This is a genomic window from Pantoea alfalfae, assembly GCF_019880205.1.
GTDB classification, from domain to species: Bacteria; Pseudomonadota; Gammaproteobacteria; order Enterobacterales; family Enterobacteriaceae; genus Pantoea; species Pantoea alfalfae.
Map to the genome: position 1 here is coordinate 90,403 of NZ_CP082292.1, position 20,061 is coordinate 110,463.

At 53.2% G+C, this 20,061-nt stretch carries 17 protein-coding genes; 12 read left to right on the plus strand and 5 right to left on the minus strand.

What is annotated here, in order from left to right:
* Positions 1–30 precede the first annotated feature (30 nt).
* The 5 genes from K6R05_RS00410 (at position 31) to spfP (ending at position 5,490) form a co-directional block, all read left to right on the plus strand.
* Positions 31–306: a YihD family protein gene (locus K6R05_RS00410; protein WP_033734564.1), complete on the plus strand. Its 276-nt coding sequence runs from the start codon at positions 31–33 to the stop codon at positions 304–306.
* 45 nt (positions 307–351) lie between these two features.
* Positions 352–1,338: a serine/threonine protein kinase gene (locus K6R05_RS00415; protein ID WP_161733042.1), complete on the plus strand. Its 987-nt coding sequence runs from the start codon at positions 352–354 to the stop codon at positions 1,336–1,338.
* Between the two features lie 26 nt (positions 1,339–1,364).
* The gene (dsbA, locus tag K6R05_RS00420; RefSeq protein WP_161732898.1) at positions 1,365–1,994 is read left to right on the plus strand and encodes a thiol:disulfide interchange protein DsbA; all 630 of its coding nucleotides are present in this window, start codon (positions 1,365–1,367) and stop codon (positions 1,992–1,994) included.
* Between the two features lie 377 nt (positions 1,995–2,371).
* On the plus strand, positions 2,372–5,158 hold the full coding sequence (gene polA / locus K6R05_RS00425; protein WP_222924817.1) for a DNA polymerase I: 2,787 nt from the start codon (positions 2,372–2,374) through the stop codon (positions 5,156–5,158).
* A gap of 284 nt (positions 5,159–5,442) precedes the next feature.
* On the plus strand, positions 5,443–5,490 hold the full coding sequence (spfP, locus tag K6R05_RS22455; RefSeq protein ID WP_071892919.1) for a small protein SpfP: 48 nt from the start codon (positions 5,443–5,445) through the stop codon (positions 5,488–5,490).
* 85 nt (positions 5,491–5,575) lie between these two features.
* Here spfP and yihA read toward each other — a convergent pair whose 3' ends face one another.
* A complete protein-coding gene (gene yihA, locus K6R05_RS00430) occupies positions 5,576–6,211 on the minus strand; it encodes a ribosome biogenesis GTP-binding protein YihA/YsxC (RefSeq protein WP_161732902.1) in 636 nt (211 codons plus the stop codon).
* A gap of 549 nt (positions 6,212–6,760) precedes the next feature.
* Here yihA and yihI point away from each other — a divergent pair.
* Positions 6,761–7,285, plus strand: coding sequence for a Der GTPase-activating protein YihI (yihI, locus tag K6R05_RS00435; protein WP_161732904.1), 525 nt, complete (start codon positions 6,761–6,763; stop codon positions 7,283–7,285).
* A 233-nt stretch (positions 7,286–7,518) separates the two neighbouring features.
* Complete coding sequence (gene hemN, locus K6R05_RS00440) at positions 7,519–8,892, plus strand: oxygen-independent coproporphyrinogen III oxidase (protein ID WP_222924818.1); 1,374 nt, start codon at positions 7,519–7,521, stop codon at positions 8,890–8,892.
* A gap of 40 nt (positions 8,893–8,932) precedes the next feature.
* Here the strand turns inward: hemN and glnG are convergent, their stop codons facing one another.
* The 3 genes from glnG to glnA all read right to left on the minus strand — a co-directional run bounded on the left by glnG (position 8,933) and on the right by glnA (position 12,947).
* Positions 8,933–10,342: a nitrogen regulation protein NR(I) gene (gene glnG / locus K6R05_RS00445; RefSeq protein ID WP_010258440.1), complete on the minus strand. Its 1,410-nt coding sequence runs from the start codon at positions 10,340–10,342 to the stop codon at positions 8,933–8,935.
* 7 nt (positions 10,343–10,349) lie between these two features.
* Complete coding sequence (glnL, locus tag K6R05_RS00450; protein ID WP_013359534.1) at positions 10,350–11,399, minus strand: nitrogen regulation protein NR(II); 1,050 nt, start codon at positions 11,397–11,399, stop codon at positions 10,350–10,352.
* A 138-nt stretch (positions 11,400–11,537) separates the two neighbouring features.
* Positions 11,538–12,947, minus strand: a complete 1,410-nt coding sequence (gene glnA / locus K6R05_RS00455; RefSeq protein ID WP_013359533.1) for a glutamate--ammonia ligase — start codon at positions 12,945–12,947, stop codon at positions 11,538–11,540.
* 437 nt (positions 12,948–13,384) lie between these two features.
* On the opposite strand from glnA, the gene typA reads away from it, so the two are divergent.
* From typA to fabY, 5 genes are all read left to right on the plus strand, one after another.
* A complete protein-coding gene (gene typA / locus K6R05_RS00460) occupies positions 13,385–15,208 on the plus strand; it encodes a ribosome-dependent GTPase TypA (protein ID WP_033734551.1) in 1,824 nt (607 codons plus the stop codon).
* A gap of 198 nt (positions 15,209–15,406) precedes the next feature.
* Positions 15,407–16,003, plus strand: coding sequence for a glucose-1-phosphatase (gene yihX, locus K6R05_RS00465; RefSeq protein WP_161732907.1), 597 nt, complete (start codon positions 15,407–15,409; stop codon positions 16,001–16,003).
* 3 nt (positions 16,004–16,006) lie between these two features.
* A complete protein-coding gene (locus tag K6R05_RS00470; protein ID WP_161732909.1) occupies positions 16,007–16,876 on the plus strand; it encodes a virulence factor BrkB family protein in 870 nt (289 codons plus the stop codon).
* On the plus strand, positions 16,873–17,310 hold the full coding sequence (gene dtd, locus K6R05_RS00475) for a D-aminoacyl-tRNA deacylase (protein WP_222924819.1): 438 nt from the start codon (positions 16,873–16,875) through the stop codon (positions 17,308–17,310). The genes K6R05_RS00470 and dtd overlap by 4 nt, the downstream gene beginning before the upstream one ends.
* Before the next feature lie 56 nt (positions 17,311–17,366).
* Positions 17,367–18,314 (plus strand): fatty acid biosynthesis protein FabY, encoded by a 948-nt coding sequence (gene fabY / locus K6R05_RS00480; RefSeq protein WP_013359528.1) that lies wholly within the window; start codon positions 17,367–17,369, stop codon positions 18,312–18,314.
* A 32-nt stretch (positions 18,315–18,346) separates the two neighbouring features.
* Here the strand turns inward: fabY and K6R05_RS00485 are convergent, their stop codons facing one another.
* On the minus strand, positions 18,347–20,026 hold the full coding sequence (locus tag K6R05_RS00485) for an AsmA family protein (protein ID WP_222924820.1): 1,680 nt from the start codon (positions 20,024–20,026) through the stop codon (positions 18,347–18,349).
* Positions 20,027–20,061 lie beyond the last annotated feature (35 nt).

The window sequence follows — 20,061 nt, forward strand, 5'->3', positions numbered from 1 at the left end:
TGACGCACTGTGAATAACGGAGAAACCTCAATGAAATGCCATCGTTTAAACGAGTTGATCGAACTGCTGCAACCCGCCTGGCAAAAAGAGCCTGACCTGAATCTGGTCACATTTTTGCAGAAACTGGCGCAGGAATCTGGTTTCCGTGGCCCGTTAAGTGAATTAACTGACGATGTATTAATTTACCATCTCAAAATGCGTGACTCCGCCAGCGATGATGCGATCCCAGGCCTGAAAAAAGACTATGAAGTTGATTTCAAAACTGCACTGCTCCGCGCACGGGGTGTCATTAAACAGGACGAGTAATGTTATCCTTGGCAGCTAAATGTTAGGGCAACTACAGGTAATATGATGAGCGACGCTGCTTTCAACTTCCAGACATTAAATCCCGACGTATTGCTTGATGCGCTCTGGGATACAGGAATTCGCGTCGAATCAGGTCTGACAGCCCTGAACAGCTATGAGAACCGGGTTTACCAATTCAGCGATGATGAAAAACGTCGCTATGTTGCGAAGTTTTATCGCCCACAGCGCTGGCGTGCTGAACAGATTGATGAAGAGCATCAGTATGCGCTCGATCTGCTGGCTGACGAGGTGCCCATCGCAGCACCACTGCGGTTAAAGGGTGAGACCCTGCACAGTCACGCTGGCTTCTTCTTTGCCGTATTCCCCAGCCTGGGCGGACGACAATATGAGACAGACAACGAAGATCAGATGGAGTGGGTAGGCCGCTTCCTGGGCCGCATTCATCAGACCGGGCGTAAAGCGCTGTTCAGGCATCGGCCTGCCATCGGTCTGGATGAATATCTGCATGAACCCCGGCAGGTGCTGGAGCACTCTCTGTTAGTGCCTGCATCGCTTAAAGTCGCACTGCTACAGGCTATCGATAAGCTGGGAAACACGTTGCAACAACAGTGGCACACCACGTGGCAGCCGCTACGATTACATGGCGACTGCCATCCGGGTAATATCCTGTGGCGCGATGGACCGCTGTTTGTGGATCTGGATGATGCCCGTAATGGCCCGGCCGTGCAGGATCTCTGGATGCTGATCAGCGGCGATCGTCAGGAACAGCGTATTCAATGGGATATACTGCTGGAGGCGTACAGTGAGTTCAGTGATTTTGATATTAATGAATTGTCACTGATTGAACCTTTACGCGCCATGCGCATGGTTTATTATCTGGCCTGGGTTGTCCGACGCTGGCAGGATCCCGCTTTTCCGCGCGCTTTCCCCTGGATGACAGATGAAGATTTCTGGCGCAGGCAAATTTCACTCTTTACCGAGCAGGAGAAGCTGTTGCAGGAACCTCCTCTGCAGCTGACACCGCAATATTAACGACGTAGTCAGGAGAAGTTTTCACGATGAAAAAAATTTGGTTTGCACTGATGGGTTTAGTGCTGGCATTCAGCGCGTCTGCTGCCCAGTTCACTGAAGGTAAACAATATGTGAGTCTGCCAAAACCTGTGGCCAGTGAACCTCAGGTGTTGGAGTTCTTTTCCTTCTTCTGCCCGCACTGCTATCAGTTTGAGCGTATTTATCACGTCAATGACGCGGTGAAAAACAACCTGCCTGCTGACACCAAAATGGTGAAATACCACGTCGATTTCCTCGGTGGTGATATGGGGCCGGTTGTGACCCAGGCCTGGGCTGTTGCAATGGCGCTGGGTGTTGAAGATAAGGTGACAGCCCCGATCTTCGATGGCATTCAGAAAACGCAGACAATCACCGATCCTGCCAGTCTGAAAGAAACTTTTGTCAAAGCAGCCGGTATCTCCGCTGCTGAATACGATGCTGCGTGGAACAGCTTCGCCGTAAAAGCGCTGGTTGCGCAGCAGCAGAAAGCGGCTGCGGATGTTGACCTGCGTGGCGTGCCAGCGATGTTCGTGAATGGCAAATATATGGTGAACAACGGCGGTCTGGATCTCAGCTCTATGGATAATATGGTCGCAGACTATGCGAACGTCGTGAAATTCCTTTTAAGCCAGAAGTAATCTGCTTTACCACCCCATCTGACGCCAGCTCTGCTGGCGTTTTTTTATGCCATTGAACAGCGGCGCAAATTTTGTCCATCTCCAGGGCATAAATTTAATATCCACACAAGGGATCGCGTAATTAAAAATGGCGATCGGGTCACGGAAATTAAATAAGTCAATGAAAATTATAGATTTTATTAAAGGCTAAATCCTTTAAGATCCTGAATAACAGCGCGTTATAATTTTTACGCACAAAGTTATCCACAGAACGATCGTTGCGATCTTCCCTCCAGAACCGTCAAAAACGTGACATATCCTACGCCTTAGTTCACCATTTCCGCCAGCTTGTGGCATCCTTATAGACCAACCCATAGCAACGAAGACAACACAGACTTATGGCGCAAATAGCAGAAAATCCCCTCATTCTGGTCGATGGCTCATCCTATCTTTATCGCGCATATCATGCGTTTCCGCCGCTGACCAATAGTGCAGGTGAACCCACTGGCGCCATGTACGGCGTGCTCAACATGCTGAAAAGCCTGCTGGCGCAATATAATCCTAGTCACGTTGCTGTGGTGTTCGATGCCAAGGGCAAAACCTTCAGGGACGAGCTGTTCGAGCATTATAAATCTCATCGTCCGCCGATGCCTGACGAACTGCGTGCGCAAATCGAGCCGCTGCATGAGATGGTGCGGGCGATGGGTCTGCCGTTGCTGGCTGTGAGCGGCGTTGAAGCCGATGATGTCATCGGTACGCTGGCGCTGGAAGCGGAGAGAAAAGGCCTTTCAGTACTAATCAGCACAGGCGACAAAGATATGGCGCAGCTGGTCACGCCAGCCATCACGCTGATTAACACCATGAGCAATACCATTCTGGGACCGGAAGAGGTTGAGCAGAAATATGGTGTGCCGCCAGCTTTGATCATCGATTTTCTGGCCATGATGGGCGACAGCTCAGATAACATCCCTGGCGTTCCCGGCGTGGGTGAGAAAACGGCACAGGCTCTGCTGCAGGGCCTGGGCAGCATGCAGACCATTTATGACAATCTGGACAAGGTAGCCGATCTCGGCTTTCGTGGTGCCAAAACCATGGCGACTAAACTTGAGCAGAATCGTGATGTAGCCTTTCTCTCTTATCAGCTGGCGACAATTAAAACCGACGTTGAGCTGGCGCTGCCCTGTGAAGAGCTTACGGTCACTGAACCCGATGTCGAAGCATTGCAGGCACTGTTCAGCCGGTACGAATTCAAACGCTGGCTGAGCGACCTGCAGGATGGGAAATGGCTGCAGGGCAAGAAGAGCAATACTCAGGCGCAGAAATCGCTCTCCGATGAGCCGGTTCCTGTGGCTGAAACCAGCAGCGTATTACCGACCGAGAATTATGTCACCATTCTGGATCAGGATCTTTTCGACAGCTGGCTGGAGAAGCTGAAAAACAGCGAGGTTTTTGCCTTTGATCTGGAGACCGACGCGCTGGATACCCTGAGCGCTAACATCGTGGGCATCAGCTTTGCGGTTGCGCCCGGCGAAGCCGCCTATCTGCCGGTTGCACACGACTATCTCGATGCGCCTGATCAGCTGGATCGCGCGGCCGTTCTGGCACAGCTCAAGCCCCTGCTGGAAGATGACAGCGCCTGGAAAGTGGGCCAGAACCTGAAATACGATCGTGGCGTGCTGAAGAATTACGACATTGAACTGGCCGGTATCAAATTCGACACCATGCTTGAGTCCTATATTCTTAACAGCGTGGTGGGCAAACATGACATGGATAGCCTGGCTGCTCGCTGGCTTAACCACAAAACGGTCACCTTCCAGGAGATCGCCGGTAAAGGCAAAAATCAGCTGACGTTCAATCAAATCGCATTGGAGCAGGCATCCCATTATGCTGCCGAAGATGCCGATGTGACCCTGCAATTGCATCTGAAAATGTGGCCAGAGCTGGAGAAAGAAGCGGGCCCGAGAAAAGTCTTCGAGCAGATTGAGATGCCGTTACTGACGGTAATTTCCAGGATTGAGCGTAATGGCGTGTTAATCGATCAGGCTATTCTGGCGCAACACTCGAAAGAGCTGACTGCCCGACTCGCTGAGCTTGAATTAAAAGCGCATGAGCTGGCGGGAGAACCCTTTAACCTCTCATCCACCAAACAGCTTCAGGTGATTCTGTTTGAAAAACAGGGTATCAAGCCCACTAAGAAAACACCGGGTGGGGCACCGTCAACCAGCGAAGAAGTGTTAGCTGAGCTGGCACTCGACTATCCGCTGCCCAAAGTGATTCTGGAGCATCGCGGCTTATCCAAACTTAAGTCGACCTATACGGATAAATTACCGCTGATGATCAACCCGCTGAGCGGGCGCGTACATACCTCTTATCATCAGGCCGTTACCGCCACCGGTCGCTTGTCATCTGCCGACCCGAATCTTCAAAACATTCCGGTACGTAATGACGAAGGACGCCGAATCCGTCAGGCCTTTGTGGCGGCCAAAGGCTATCGCATTGTGGCGGCAGACTATTCGCAAATCGAACTGCGTATCATGGCGCATCTTTCTCAGGATAAAGGATTACTGGACGCTTTTGCCCAGGGCGAAGATATTCACCGTGCCACGGCATCCGAAGTGTTTGGTGTACCACTGGATAAGGTCAGCGCAGAACAGCGCCGTAGTGCGAAAGCGATCAACTTTGGTCTGATCTATGGCATGAGCGCATTTGGTCTGTCGCGCCAGCTGAACATTGGCGCAGGCGAAGCGAAAAAGTATATGGATCTCTACTTTGAACGCTATCCGGGCGTACTGCGCTATATGGAGAACACCCGCCAGCTGGCGGCAAGTAAAGGCTATGTCGAAACGATTGAAGGCCGTCGGCTGTGGCTGCCCGATATTAAATCCAGCAACGCGATTCGCCGGAAAGCTGCAGAACGTGCCGCGATCAATGCGCCAATGCAGGGAACGGCAGCGGATATTATCAAGCGGGCGATGATTGCTGTTGATGAGTGGCTGGAACAGCAAAACGACAATAGTGTCAGAATGATCATGCAGGTTCACGATGAACTGGTGTTCGAAGTGAAAGCGGAGGCCGTTGAAGCAGCCAGCCAGAAAATCCGTGCGTTGATGGAAGGTAGCGTGCAGCTCGACGTGCCTTTACTGGTTGAAGTCGGTGTGGGTGACAACTGGGATGAAGCCCACTGATTCACGGCTTCAGGTCGGTTCCACAGAGCGGAATCGACCCTTAATCAGGTATAAGTTAATCGTTTAATTCCCTGGTTTAGACCGGCCAGCGCTGGTACTGAGATTAAGCGTTTTTATAACTGCTTATCGGCTAAACACTTTTTTCGTTATTTAACTACATCGCAACGCTATTTTTGTGATGTGTATGGTAAAAAAAGTCCTGCCTGATGTAAGTAAGCAACAAAAAAGCCTTTGTCACGCACAGAAAATCAGGTAAAGTTCGTCGCGTAGGGTACAGAGGTAAGATGTTCTATCTTTCAGACCTTTTACTTCACGTAATCGGATTTGGCTGAATTTAGCCGCCCCAGTCATTCTGTGACTGGGGCGTTTTTTATTGGGCTTTTTGCACCGCCAGCTTCAGCGGCACCGGGTTGCCAGTTACTCTTCCCCGTCCGGATCCTCAACCGCCGGTTCAAGCGTATTAAACCAGCTGTCCAGCTTCTGACGAACCTTATCCACGCCGATTTTCTTCAGCGAGGAGAAGAGCTCTACCTGCACATCACCAGCGAATTCGAGTGCAGCTTCACGCACGACATTGAGCTGCGCTTTACGGGCACCTGAGGCCAGTTTGTCTGCTTTAGTCAGAAGTAACAGCACCGGAATACCGCTTTCCACTGACCACTGAATCATCTGTCGATCAAGGTCTTTCAGCGGGTGACGGATATCCATCAACACGACCAGTCCTTTCAATGCCTGACGTTTTTGCAGGTATTCCCCTAACGCACGTTGCCACTTGAGCTTCATCTCTTCCGGCACTTCGGCATAACCGTAACCGGGCAGGTCGACCAGACGCTTACCCTCTTTCACTTCGAAAAGGTTAATCAGCTGCGTACGTCCCGGCGTTTTACTGGTACGTGCCAGACCCTTCTGATTGGTTAACGTATTCAGCGCACTCGATTTTCCCGCGTTCGAACGGCCAGCAAAAGCCACTTCAATTCCGGTATCGGCAGGCAGATGACGGATATCCGGCGCGCTCATGACAAAGTGGGTAACGTGATAATTCAATTCAGACAAGGTAACACTCCAGAAAACGCATTAAGGCAATGGCGGCGATTATACGCGTTATGGCGCGAAAGTGCTCAATCACATCTCGATAACAAAGTGTGTAAGAGATTTGCCATTCAGGCTGCGGGTTATTTCGCTTTTTACTTTAATTACTAAAAATAAAAATCATTAAAATTCATGGCTTTGACTGTTATTGTTCTTTTTTTGAACTAACTATTTTTGCCATCGACTTGAGGCTTTTACCAGTTGGTCTACATTATTGTGCAGTGAACGGCAGCACACATCAGGATGATGCGCTCAGGGATGTCAGGAAGGCAACGAGCGGTGGAATGGAAACGGTCAGGGATACGGCCAGACAGGGATAAGGAAAAGCTCAGGAGTTGAGCAGGCGCGGGATTAACCGGGATGTTACGAGCCGAAAAGGACTTAAAACATGATTCCTTCTTACGAAGGTATGAAATAAGGCGACAGCTTGAGCTGTCGCCTTTTTTCTTTGCCTGGTTTCTGCTAGATTTCGCCGCAATTCTATACTGAATAAAAAAGCCGGGACTGAATACTATGAAGCAACCTGCACGAGCTGCTAACGGCAAACCTGCCGTCAAAGCCAAACGCAAATCGCGTGACGATATCAACCATGAAGCACGCGATCGCAAACGTGATAAAAAGCATCGCGGACACGCATCTGGCAGCCGTGCTAATCCGGCTGCGTCCGAAAGCAACGGCGGACGTCAGGAGAGCAGCGTAAAAGATCCGCGTATCGGAAGTAAAAAACCGGTAGCTCTGATTGCTGAGGGGAAAACCGCAGCCGTTAAACCAAAGAAAAGCGTGGCAAAACCGGCATCTGAGAAGAAAGTGCGTCTGACACCCGAAGAAGAGCTGGCGAAGCTGGAAAATGACGAGCGTCTGGATGCGCTGCTGGATCGTCTGGAAAATGGCGAAACGCTGTCGGCAGAAGATCAGGGCTGGCTGGATGCTTCGCTGGACCGTATCGACGAACTGATGGAGCAGTTAGGCATTGTGATGGATGATGCCGACGATGAGCAGGCTGAAGAAGATATGTACCGTCTGCTGAAGGGCAACTAAGCAGATTTGATCGGCATGCGGTTTCCGCATGCCGTACTTATCAGGTAAACAACAATGTTTTGGCCTGGATCAATTTTCGCGCTGCTGGCGACATGTTATCTGCTGTGGTTATTGTTTAAACTACGACGCCTGTCGCGGCTGAAGCAACGTTTACGTCGGGTCTCGACCCGCTCACCTTTCATCTCCTCTTCTTCGCGACCTTCTCTCAGACGACGTCACCGGAAGGAGTGAGCATGCCATCGCAGCAGATTGAGTGGGATCAGGCGTTAATTGAAAAGTACAATTATGCCGGCCCGCGTTACACCTCTTATCCCACCGCGCTGGAGTTCAGCGAGCACTATGCACAAGGCGATTTTCAGCGAGCCGTGACGCGCTACCCTGATCGTCCGCTCTCGCTCTACGTCCATATTCCCTTCTGCCATCGTCTCTGCTACTTCTGCGGCTGTAATAAGATTGTGACCCGTCAGCGCCACAAAGCGGACCGTTATCTGGATGTGCTTGAGCAGGAGATTATTCAGCGTGCGCCGCTATTTCGTCAGCGTCAGGTCACGCAGCTTCACTGGGGCGGCGGCACGCCAACCTTTCTCGATAATGCGCAGATTTCGCGGCTGGTGGGTTTGCTCAAGCAGCATTTCAGCGTGGCTGATGAGGCCGAAATGTCGATCGAAGTTGATCCCCGGGAAATAGAGCTGGATGTGATTGATCACCTGCGATCGCTGGGATTCAATCGTCTGAGCATGGGAGTACAGGACTTCAATAAATCGGTGCAGGAACGGGTTAACCGGGTGCAGGACGAAGAGGTAATTTTTGGCCTGATGGCGCGCGCCCGTGAACAGGGCTTCAGCTCTGTCAGCATCGACCTGATCTATGGCTTGCCCCTGCAGACGCCAGCCAGCTTTGCCTGGACGCTGGAGCGGGTACTGGCACTCAATCCCGATCGCCTTAGCGTGTTTAACTATGCGCATCTGCCAGCGATGTTCGCGGCACAGCGTAAAATCAAAGAGGACGAACTGCCATCTGCTCAGCAAAAGCTGGATATCTTACAGCAGACCATCGCGACGCTGACTCAGCAGGGCTACCAGTTTATCGGGATGGATCACTTTGCAAAGCCGCAGGATGAGCTGGCCATCGCGCAGCGAAAAGGGCAGCTGCATCGCAATTTCCAGGGATACACGACACAGGGCGACAGCGATTTGCTGGGGCTTGGCGTTTCAGCCATCAGCATGATTGGCGACAGTTATGCGCAGAACCAGAAAGACCTCAACACCTGGTACAAGAGTGTTGAACAGCAGGGGAATGGCCTGTGGCGCGGCATCGCCTTAACCGACGATGATTGCCTGCGTCGTGACGTGATTAAAACGCTGATCTGTAACTTCTCGCTGGATTTTGCCGCGACAGAAGCGCAATGGGGAATCTGCTTCAGCGACTATTTTGCTGAGGATCTGGCGTTGCTGAAACCGTTAATTGCCGACGGGCTGGTAGTACAAACGGCTGGCGGGCTGGAGGTGACGGGGATTGGCCGCTTACTGATTCGTAATATCTGCATGTGTTTTGATCGTTATCTGCGTCAGAAAGCGCGTCAGCAGCAGTTCTCACGCGTTATCTGAAGAAACGGGCTGGCAACCACTCCAGCCCGTACTGAACCGCTTATTCCATGCCAAGCTCTTTCAGCTTGCGCGTCAGCGTGTTTCGTCCCCAGCCCAGCAGACGTGCTGCTTCCTGCTTATGGCCTTGCGTATGACGCAGCGCAGTAGTGAGCAGCGTACGCTCCATCTCTGGCTGGGCTTCTGACAGCAGATTCTGATGACCGGAACGCAGGGCGCGGTCGGCCCACTGTGCCAGCAGGGTTGCCCAGCTGTCAGGCAGCGACTGCACCGGATTTTCCGGGGTACTGGATTCAAACAGTTCCCCGGGCAGATCCTGAATCAGTACTTCCTGGCCCGCCGCCATCACGGTCAGCCAGCGACAGGTGTTTTCCAGCTGACGGACGTTACCGGACCAGTGAAGCCGGGTTAAGGCGGTCTCGGTTTCCGGATGCAGAATCTTCGCTTCCACTCCCAGCTCTCGGGCCGCCACCTGCAGGAAGTAACGTGCCAGACGCGGGATGTCCTCACGACGCTCACGCAGCGGTGGCAGATGCACGCGAATCACATTCAGGCGGTGAAAAAGATCCTCACGGAACTTGCCTTCCTGTACGCGTAATTCCAGATTCTGGTGGGTCGCCGCGATAATACGCACATCCACTTTGACCGGTGCATAGCCACCAACGCGATAGAACTGACCATCGGCCAGCACGCGCAGCAGACGGGTCTGCACATCCAGCGGCATATCACCGATCTCATCCAGAAACAGCGTGCCGCCATCCGCCTGCTCAAAACGGCCCTGACGGATCTGGTTTGCGCCGGTAAAGGCACCTTTCTCGTGACCGAACAGTTCGGACTCAATCAAATCTTTGGGAATCGCCGCCATGTTCAGCGCAATAAAAGGCGCTTTGGTACGCGGACTGTGGCGATGCAGCGCATGAGCTACCAGCTCTTTACCGGTACCGGATTCGCCGTTGATCAGCACACTGATCGACGAGCGCGATAACCGGCCGATGATACGAAACACATCCTGCATCGCCGGCGCTTCACCAATGATATCGGTGGTGGGTCCGCTGACAGGCTGATTACGCGGCTGCTGCTGCTCCTGATAGTGACTGATAGCACGCTCGACCAGCGCAACGGCTTCATCGATATCAAACGGTTTAGGCAGGTAATCAAAGGCACCCTGCTGATAAGCGCTGACGGCTGCGTCCAGATCCGAATGCGCCGTCATTATGATGACCGGAAGCATCGGATGACGCTGTTTAATCTGTTTCAGCAGCGCCAGGCCATCCATACCGGGCATGCGAATATCTGACAGTAAAACGTCCGGGGTCTTGGTTGAGAGGGCATCCAGCACCTCGCTTGCGCTGTCAAACGTCGCGCAGCTCAAACCGGCTCCAGTGAGCGCGCGTTCAAGCACCCAGCGGATGGAGCTATCGTCATCGACGATCCAGACTATCCCTCGTTGCATAGAAACCTCACTGGCGAATAGGCAGGTAAACCGAAAATTCGGTGTGTCCCGGCCAACTGTTAAATTCTATTTTTCCTGAATGTTGATCAATCAGGCTACGGGCGATGGAGAGGCCTAAACCGGTTCCGCCTTCACGTCCGCTGACCATCGGATAAAACAGCGTATCCTGCAGCTGGGCCGGAATGCCGGGGCCATCATCTTCAATATCAATACGTGCCACCAGGCGATAACGCGTGCCGTGCAGCGTCAACTGAAAAGCGGTGCGGGTGCGGATAACAATGGTGCCACCGTCGTCGCCCAGCGCCTGAAGTGCGTTGCGAACCACGTTAAGCAGCACCTGTTCTATCTGGTCAGGGTCATGCGGCAGTTCCGGCAGGCTGGGGTCGTAATCCCGTACCAGCGAAACATTCTCCGGCAGCTCCATCGACACCAGATTGACCACCCGTTCGGCCACCTGATGAATGCTCTGCGTGATGTGCATGCCTGGCTGCTGCGGTCCTAACAGACGATCCACCAGATTTCGCAACCGGTCGGCCTGTTCAATGATCACTTTGGTGTATTCATTTAGTGACGGATCGGGCAGGGCGCGGGATAGAAGCTGTGCCGCGCCGCGTAATCCGCCCAGCGGATTTTTAATCTCATGGGCCAGACCGCGAACCAGGTCGCGAGCAGCCACCTGCTGCGCATGCTGTAACTGCTCCTGACTGAGGCGACGCTGATTATCCATCGGCGCCATTTCCATCAAAATTAAGCCATCGGGTAACCGCTGGGCGGTCAGCGACATAATATGTGCGCGACCATCTACCACCAGCGTGACCTCACTGTCAGTAAATCCCTGGCCAGCCTCAAGACTCTCGCGCATCACCTCAATATTCAGCGAAAAGTAGCCGGTTAATTCCGGTAATGGTGTGCCGAACAATTTGCGTGAGCTTTGCGCCAGTAATTGCTGCGCCGCCGGATTGGCGTAATGAATAACCAGATCGTTATCCACTAACAAAATACTGTTGATTAACGCGTTGAGAATCTGCCCTGCATCGGGCAGAGAGCCAGTTGCCATACAACGTTCCTCTGCACCAGTCAGGTGCATTGTAGTCTTTAAGCCGAATAGAGGGCGAATGAACGGTGAATTCGCGGAGAAAAAAGCCCATCCGAAGATGGGCTAAAAGTTTCCACGGCAACAAAAACGTCTGACCAGTTAAACGCTGTAGTAAAGCTCGAACTCAACCGGGTGTGGCGTCATGCGAACGCGATCCATCTCGGCTTTACGCAGTTCGATGTAAGCATCGATCGATTCGTCTGTGAATACACCGCCACGGGTCAGGAACTCGCGGTCTTCGTTCAGTGCATTCAGCGCTTCTTCCAGAGAGCCTGCAACTTTTGGAATCTCAGCTTCTTCTTCCGGTGGCAGGTCATACAGATTCTTATCCATCGCGTCACCAGGATGGATTTTGTTGATGATGCCATCCAGGCCAGCCATCAGCAGCGCGGTGAACGCCAGGTATGGGTTAGCTGCTGGATCCGGGAAACGCGCTTCAATACGACGGGCTTTCGGGCTGGCAACAACCGGGATACGGATTGAGGCAGAACGGTTACGGGCAGAGTAAGCCAGCATAACCGGTGCTTCGTAACCCGGAACCAGACGCTTGTAAGAGTTGGTTGTCGGGTTCGCCAGGGCGTTGATCGCTTTCGCGTGCTTGATGATACCGCCGATATAGAACAGCGCCATTTCAGACAGGCCGCCGTACTTATCGCCGGCAAACAGGTTCTGGCCGCCTTTAGAGAGTGACATGTGGCAGTGCATGCCTGAACCGTTGTCGCCAAACATTGGCTTCGGCATGAAGGTCGCCGTTTTGCCGTAAGCGTGCGCAACGTTGTGAACGACATATTTGTAGATCTGAATTTCGTCCGCTTTTTTGGTCATGGTATTGAAGCGGGTTGCCACTTCGTTCTGACCTGCGGTCGCCACTTCGTGGTGATGCGCTTCAACAACCAGGCCCATCTGCTCCATGGTCAGACACATGGCAGAACGGATGTCCTGGGATGAGTCAACCGGTGGAACCGGGAAGTAGCCGCCTTTCAGACCTGGACGGTGACCTTTGTTACCGCCTTCGTACTCTTTACCTGTGTTCCATGCCGCTTCGATATCGTCGATAGCCACATGTGAGCCGGACGTTGATGAACCGAAACGGATGTCATCGAACAGGAAGAATTCGGGTTCTGGTCCAAACAGCACGGTGTCCGCGATGCCGGAAGAGCGCAGGTAATCTTCAGCGCGCTTGGCGATAGAGCGTGGATCGCGATCGTAGCCCTGCATGGTGCCTGGCTCAAGAATGTCACAACGGATGATCAGCGTAGAATCTTCGAAGAAAGGATCCATGACTGCCGTGGTGGCGTCAGGCATCAGCACCATGTCTGATTCGTTAATGCCTTTCCAGCCGCCAATAGACGAACCATCGAACATTTTGCCTTCTTCGAAGAAGTCAGCGTTAACCTGGTGAGCAGGGATCGTAACGTGCTGTTCTTTACCTTTGGTATCGGTAAAACGCAGGTCAACAAACTTAACTTCATGCTCGTTCATCATCGAGAGAACGTGTTCAGCGGACATACTCAACTCTCCTGGAAATGGTCTTTCATTATCTACATGGCGAGGAAACGTCGTTTCCGGAATGCGTTTGGGAAAACCACTCCCTGACTCATCTCTTCCGGCACGCTCTTCAACCGACATCTGACTGGCGTTTACGCTTGTATCAGACAAAGCGAATTCTGTGCCAACTTTTTTGATGTTGCTTAAATCCCCTTGTGATGCACCTTTTTGTCATAAAGCGCCTGCACCACGATGGTCTTAGCGCACCATTATGGTGCTTAACAGTGATTTGATAGCACTATTTTGGTGCACAGGACCAACTTAGTGCATTTTCTGCACCGGGAACAGGGCAAATTTGCGTCGATGCAATAAACTTTCAGTGAAAAGTGTGATCCTGTTCAGTCTTCCGCTTAATCCGTGTACAATACCGCGCTATTTCTAATGCCTGAGGCAAAGCTGTGATCGAAAATTTGCGTAACATCGCCATCATCGCGCACGTTGACCATGGAAAGACCACCCTGGTTGACAAACTGCTGCAACAATCCGGTACTTTTGATGCCCGTACCGAAGCAACCGAGCGCGTGATGGACTCCAATGATTTGGAGAAAGAGCGTGGGATTACCATCCTCGCAAAAAACACCGCCATTAAGTGGAATGACTACCGTATCAACATCGTTGATACCCCAGGACACGCCGACTTCGGTGGTGAAGTTGAGCGCGTCATGTCCATGGTGGACTCGGTGCTGCTGGTTGTAGATGCGATGGATGGCCCTATGCCGCAAACCCGCTTCGTGACCAAAAAAGCGTTCGCGCATGGTCTGAAGCCGATTGTGGTTATCAACAAAGTAGACCGCCCGGGTGCGCGTCCGGATTGGGTTGTGGATCAGGTATTTGACCTGTTCGTAAACCTGGATGCCACTGACGAGCAGCTCGACTTCCCTATCATTTTCGCCTCTGCGCTGAATGGTATTGCGGGTCTTGAGCACACCGACATGGCTGACGATATGACCCCGCTGTATCAGGCGATCGTTGACCACGTTGCGCCTCCGCAGGTTGAGGCTGATGCCCCACTGCAGATGCAAATCTCTCAGCTGGACTACAACAACTACCTGGGCGTGATCGGCATCGGCCGTATCAAGCGCGGTAAAGTTAAGCCTAACCAGCAAGTCACTATCATCGATAGCGAAGGCAAAACCCGTAACGCTAAAGTCGGTAAAGTCCTGACTCATCTGGGTCTTGAGCGTATCGACAGCGACCTGGCAGAAGCGGGCGATATCATTGCTATCACCGGTCTGGGCGAGCTGAACATCTCTGACACTATCTGTGACACGCAGAATGTGGAAGCGCTGCCAGCCCTGAGCGTCGATGAACCAACCGTAACCATGTTCTTTAACGTCAACACCTCACCGTTCTGCGGTAAAGAAGGTAAATACGTGACTTCACGTCAGATCCTTGAGCGTCTGAACAAAGAACTGGTTCACAACGTGGCATTGCGTGTTGAAGAAACTGAAGATTCTGACGCCTTCCGCGTATCAGGTCGTGGTGAGCTGCACCTGTCAGTTCTGATCGAAAACATGCGTCGTGAAGGTTTCGAACTGGCGGTATCCCGTCCGAAAGTTATCTTCCGCGAATTCGAAGGCCGTAAACAGGAGCCATTTGAGAACGTCACGCTGGATATCGAAGAAACGCATCAGGGTTCCGTTATGCAAGCCATGGGTGAGCGTAAAGGCGATCTGAAAAACATGGATCCGGATGGCAAAGGCCGCGTACGTCTCGACTACGTGATCCCAAGCCGTGGCCTGATTGGCTTCCGTAACGAATTCATGACCATGACGTCCGGTACCGGTCTGCTCTACTCTACCTTCAGCCACTACGACGATATCCGTCCAGGCGAAGTGGGCCAGCGTCAGAACGGCGTACTGATCTCTAACGGTCAGGGTAAAGCCGTAGCGTTCGCTCTGTTCGGTCTGCAGGATCGCGGTAAGCTGTTCCTGGGTCACGGTGCAGAAGTCTATGAAGGCCAGATCATCGGTATTCACAGCCGTTCTAACGACCTGACCGTAAACTGTCTGACCGGTAAGAAGCTGACCAACATGCGTGCTTCCGGTACTGATGAAGCAACGACACTGGTTCCACCGCAGAAAATGACGCTGGAACAGGCGATCGAGTTCATCGATGATGACGAACTGGTTGAAGTAACACCGCTGTCAGTGCGTATCCGTAAACGTCACCTGACGGAAAACGACCGTAAACGTGCTTCACGTGGTCCTAAAGACGCATAAATGCGCCTTTAACTGATAAAAGCCCCGCATGCGGGGCTTTTTTTTGCCTGAAATTCCGGCTTCTTCAGTCGGGCCAGTAAATATTTGGGTGCGTTTTATCCATCTTCTGGCGTTTACGCTTTTCTCTCCACGCGTGCCTGTTCAGCCTGCACTTTTGCCGCTAGAGTGAATACTCCAGGGAACAGAAGGAGACACACCATGCTGTATATCTTTGATTTGGGCAATGTGATTATTGATATCGACTTTAACCGCGTGCTGGGTGTCTGGAGTGACCTTAGCCGTGTGCCACTGGCCTCGCTGCAAAGCCATTTCCAGATGGACGAAGCGTTTGAACAACACGAACGTGGTGAGCTCAGCGACGAAAACTTCGCGCTTGCACTGTGTGAAAAGCTGGAAATCGCGCTGAGTTATGAACAGTTTACTGCTGGCTGGCAGGCGGTCTTCGTGGACGTACGTCCTGAAACCCTGGCGCTGATGAACCGGCTGCGACTTGAAGGTCATCGGGTGGTGATCCTCTCTAACACGAATAAGCTGCATTGCGAATTCTGGCCGACGCAGTATCCCGACGTACAGCAGGCGGCAGACAAACTCTATCTCTCGCAGGAGCTGGGTATGCGTAAACCGGAAGCCCGGATTTATCAGCATGTGCTGGACGCGGAGGGTGTGACTGCCGATCAAACGGTGTTTTTCGACGATAACCCGGATAACATTGAGGCGGCGCGCGCCCTGGGCATTGAAAGTGTACTGGTTACTGACAGTAAAACGGTACCTGACTGGTTTGCAGGTCAATCTTAACCCATGATGTCAGGTAAATTTCGTCCCGGGCTGCATGCGTTCTGGTTGTGGCTCAGGCTGTTATGGAAACGCATTGATGAGGATGGCATGACGACTCAGGCCGGTAATCTGGCTTATGTCTCATTGCTGGCGCTGGTTCCGCTGATTGCGGTGGTGTTTGCCCTGTTTGCGGCGTTCCCGGTCTTCTCTGATATCAGCGTGCAGTTGAAACAGTTTGTCTTTAACAATCTGATGCCGGCTGCAGGCAACACGTTGCAACGCTATCTTGAGCAGTTTGTGGCTAACGTAAACCGGATGACGGCGGTCGGGGCTGTCGGCCTGATCGTGACGGCCTTGCTGCTGATGCATTCGGTTGATACCGCGTTAAATACCATCTGGCGCAGCAACAAGAAGCGGCCAATGGTTTACTCCTTTGCGGTCTACTGGATGATTCTGACGCTCGGCCCGCTGCTGGCAGGTGCCAGCCTGGCGATCAGCTCCTATCTGCTGTCACTGCGCTGGATTAATGCGACCGGCGTCACCAGCCTGGTCGATCAGATGCTGCGCATTTTCCCGCTTCTGCTGTCGTGGCTCGCCTTCTGGTTGCTCTACAGCATTGTGCCTACCCAGCGGGTACCGCCACGCGATGCGCTGATTGGCGCGCTGGTTGCAGGTGCGCTGTTTGAGCTGGGTAAAAAGGGCTTTGCGCTCTATGTTACTATGTTCCCCTCTTATCAGCTGATCTACGGCGTACTGGCCGTGATCCCGATTCTGTTTCTCTGGGTCTACTGGACCTGGTGTATTGTGTTGTTAGGCGCTGAAATTACCGTCGCGTTAGCCGACTATCGGCAGTTAAAACAGCAGCACAAAGAAGAACAACGCGAGGAAACATGATTGCATTGATCCAACGCGTGCAGCGCGCCAGCGTCAGCGTCGATCAGAACGTTATCGGCGAAATCGGTGCCGGTTTACTGGTTTTGCTGGGCGTGGAAAAGGGTGATGACAACGCGCGTGCGGAACGTCTCGCAGAACGCGTACTGGGCTATCGCATCTTTAGTGATGAACAGGGCAAAATGAACCTGAGTGTCCGCCAGGCGGGCGGAAGCGTGCTGGTGGTATCGCAGTTTACGCTGGCCGCAGATACGCAAAAAGGGATGCGCCCCTCCTTTTCAGGCGGTGCGGAGCCTGCTGAGGCCGAACGCCTGTATGAATACTTCAGCGACTGCTGTCGTCAGCAGGGCATGACCACGGCAAATGGCCGTTTTGCTGCGGATATGCAGGTCTCGCTGGTGAATGATGGTCCTGTGACGTTCTGGTTACAGGTTTGAGATCGCAAGCGGAGCGGCAGGGAACAGGCCACCTGGCCGAGCGGGAGAAACATTACATGTATCACCTTCGCGTGCCACAGACGGCGGAAGAGCTGGATATCTATTATCAGTTCCGCTGGGAGATGTTGCGTAAACCACTGCGTCAGCCGCAGGGGTCGGAACGTGACGCCTGGGATGCCCTGGCACATCATCAGATGGTGGTTGATGAGCAGGGAAATCCGGTCGCCATTGGCCGTCTCTACATCAACGCCGATAATGAGGCCGCTATCCGCTTCATGGCTGTTCATCCGTCTGTGCAGGGGAAAGGGCTGGGTACGCTGATGGCCATGACCCTGGAGTCGGTAGCGCGTCAGGAAGGCGCGAAGCGGGTAACCTGCAGTGCCCGTGAAGATGCGGTCGCTTTCTTCGCCAAGCTCGGCTACATCAATCAGGGTGAGATTACCGCGCCGCAGACGACGCCGGTACGCCACTTTCTGATGATCAAGCCGGTTGTTACGCTCGATGATATCCTGCATCGCGCCGACTGGTGCGGTCAGCTACAACAGGCCTGGTATGATCATATTCCGCTCAGCGAGAAGATGGGTGTGCGTATCCTGCAGTTTACCGGGCAGAAATTTATCACCACCATGCCTGAAGCGGGCAACCAGAATCCACATCACACCCTGTTCGCTGGCAGCCTTTTCTCGCTGGCCACGCTGACCGGCTGGGGATTGATCTGGCTGCTGCTGCGCGAACGCCATCTCGGCGGCACCATTATTCTGGCAGATGCGCACATCCGCTATAGCCGCCCTATCAGCGGACGACCTGGCGCGATTGCCGATCTCGGCTCACTTAGCGGCGACCTTGACCGTCTGGCTCGCGGACGTAAAGCACGCGTTCAGCTTGAAGTGGAGCTGTTTGGCGATGATGAATGTGGCGCGGTGTTTGAGGGAGTTTATATCGTCCTGCCCGCCGATCCGGATGGGCCGCTGGAAGAGGGCGGTTCCGGCGCACGTATCAACTAACCATAAGGGCCGCATCTGCGGCCCTTAAGTTATTAACGAACCTCGCCAGCCTGCATGGTCTGCTGCACCTGCTGACTATCCGTTGTCACCGACAGCGTGCCATTGACCGTTGGGCGTAATGGCTGGCCTGCGGCTAAAGCGCCACTCAATTGCAGCTGCATATTACTGTCACCGGTTAACGGCAAGGCGGGCCATCCCCAGTTCTGCAACACATTCACCGGCACTGCACGCCCCGTCAATTGCAGCGTCAGCGGGCGCGCTGGCTGCTGGCCGACGGTAGCCGTCCCTTCAAGCAGCCCCTTGTTACTGAACGCACTCAGCTCGGTCACCTGAATCTGCTGCGTGTCTGCATTCAGCGTAATGGATGGGTGACGCAGATCGGTACGGTTAAAAGTCGACTCTGCCGCATTCAGGCTAAGCTTACCCCACCAGATCCCCCACTGATGCTGCTGCGCCAGCAGCAGGTTCTCGCCGGATCCGTCCAGTGAGGTCAGCTGGAAGGGAAACGCCGGATTGATGTCGATAATCAGGTTACGATTAGAGGTGAAACGCGTCACCGCTACGCTATCCAGCCACGCGGGCAGTGCCGCCTGCCAGCGGTCACGCCAGTCCTGCGGCAGGGTATATTCCAGTCCGGCAATAGCCAGATTTTTCAGCGTCAGGCGTTTATCACTGCGTGACCAGTCACCGTCAGCCCGAATCACCCCGTTCGCCCAGCGTGAACTGAACTGCGTTAGCGCCAGACCCTGCGGCGAGAAATCCAGGTTAACGATAGGGTCATTAAGCTCGAATCCACCGTTGATAAAATTGCTGGCATTCAGCGCCAGCGAACCATCATTACTCTGCCAGTCATCGCCCTGCCAGTTAACGTTTCTCAGCGTCAGGTCAAGATCTGTCACCGCCCAGTCAGGCCCCTGCAGGCGGGCATCGGTCATGTCGAGGCGCGTAATGGCAATCGAGGGAACCACCTGCAGGCGATGCAGGAAATCTTTCAGGCTGCTGGCAGTCTGCAGACGAATATCATTCAGTCGTAGCTGATTGATTTTCCAGTTGCCCTGGGCATCGCGCTCACCGCTGCCGGTCATGGATCCACGCGCCAGGTCGGCACCAATATTATCAAAGCGCATCCGGTTCTGGGAAACACTGCCCTGAATCAGGACGTTTTCAGCGGGCACCTTATTCAGCGTCATGCTGCCTGCACTCATCTGGAAACGGGCATCGCGACCCAGCATATTGAGGGCTGTGGGTTTCCACGGCAGAATGCCGCCATTAACCTGCTGAGCAAACAGCGGTAACGTGCTGTTGGGGCTGTCGATACGCATGTTATTGAGCTGCAGGCGATCGGCCTGAATGGGTAGCGCACTGCCTGGCGTCAGATTGGCCAGATTCACTTCCCCGTCGCGCAATTCAAGGCTACTGAAATGCAGTGGATCGCTAAACTGAATCAGAGCCAGACCGAGATCGACCCGTTTCGCTACCAGAACCGCAGGCTGCCCATCATGACCAAAGCTGAAGTCATCCAGAATGATATGAGAGGAAGAAGAGAAATTGTGTTCAATTTTACTCAGGGAGAGATGCCATTCGGTTTTGTCGCTCACCCAACGGCTAAACCAGCCTGCACCCCACTGTGTCTGCAGCAATACATAGATCACCACAAGGGTGAAAAGCAGCAGCAAAAGTAAGGTGAGGAAAAACTTTCCAAGAAATTTCATAGCATCCTTCCCGAGTTAAATCCGGTGAGAGGTTG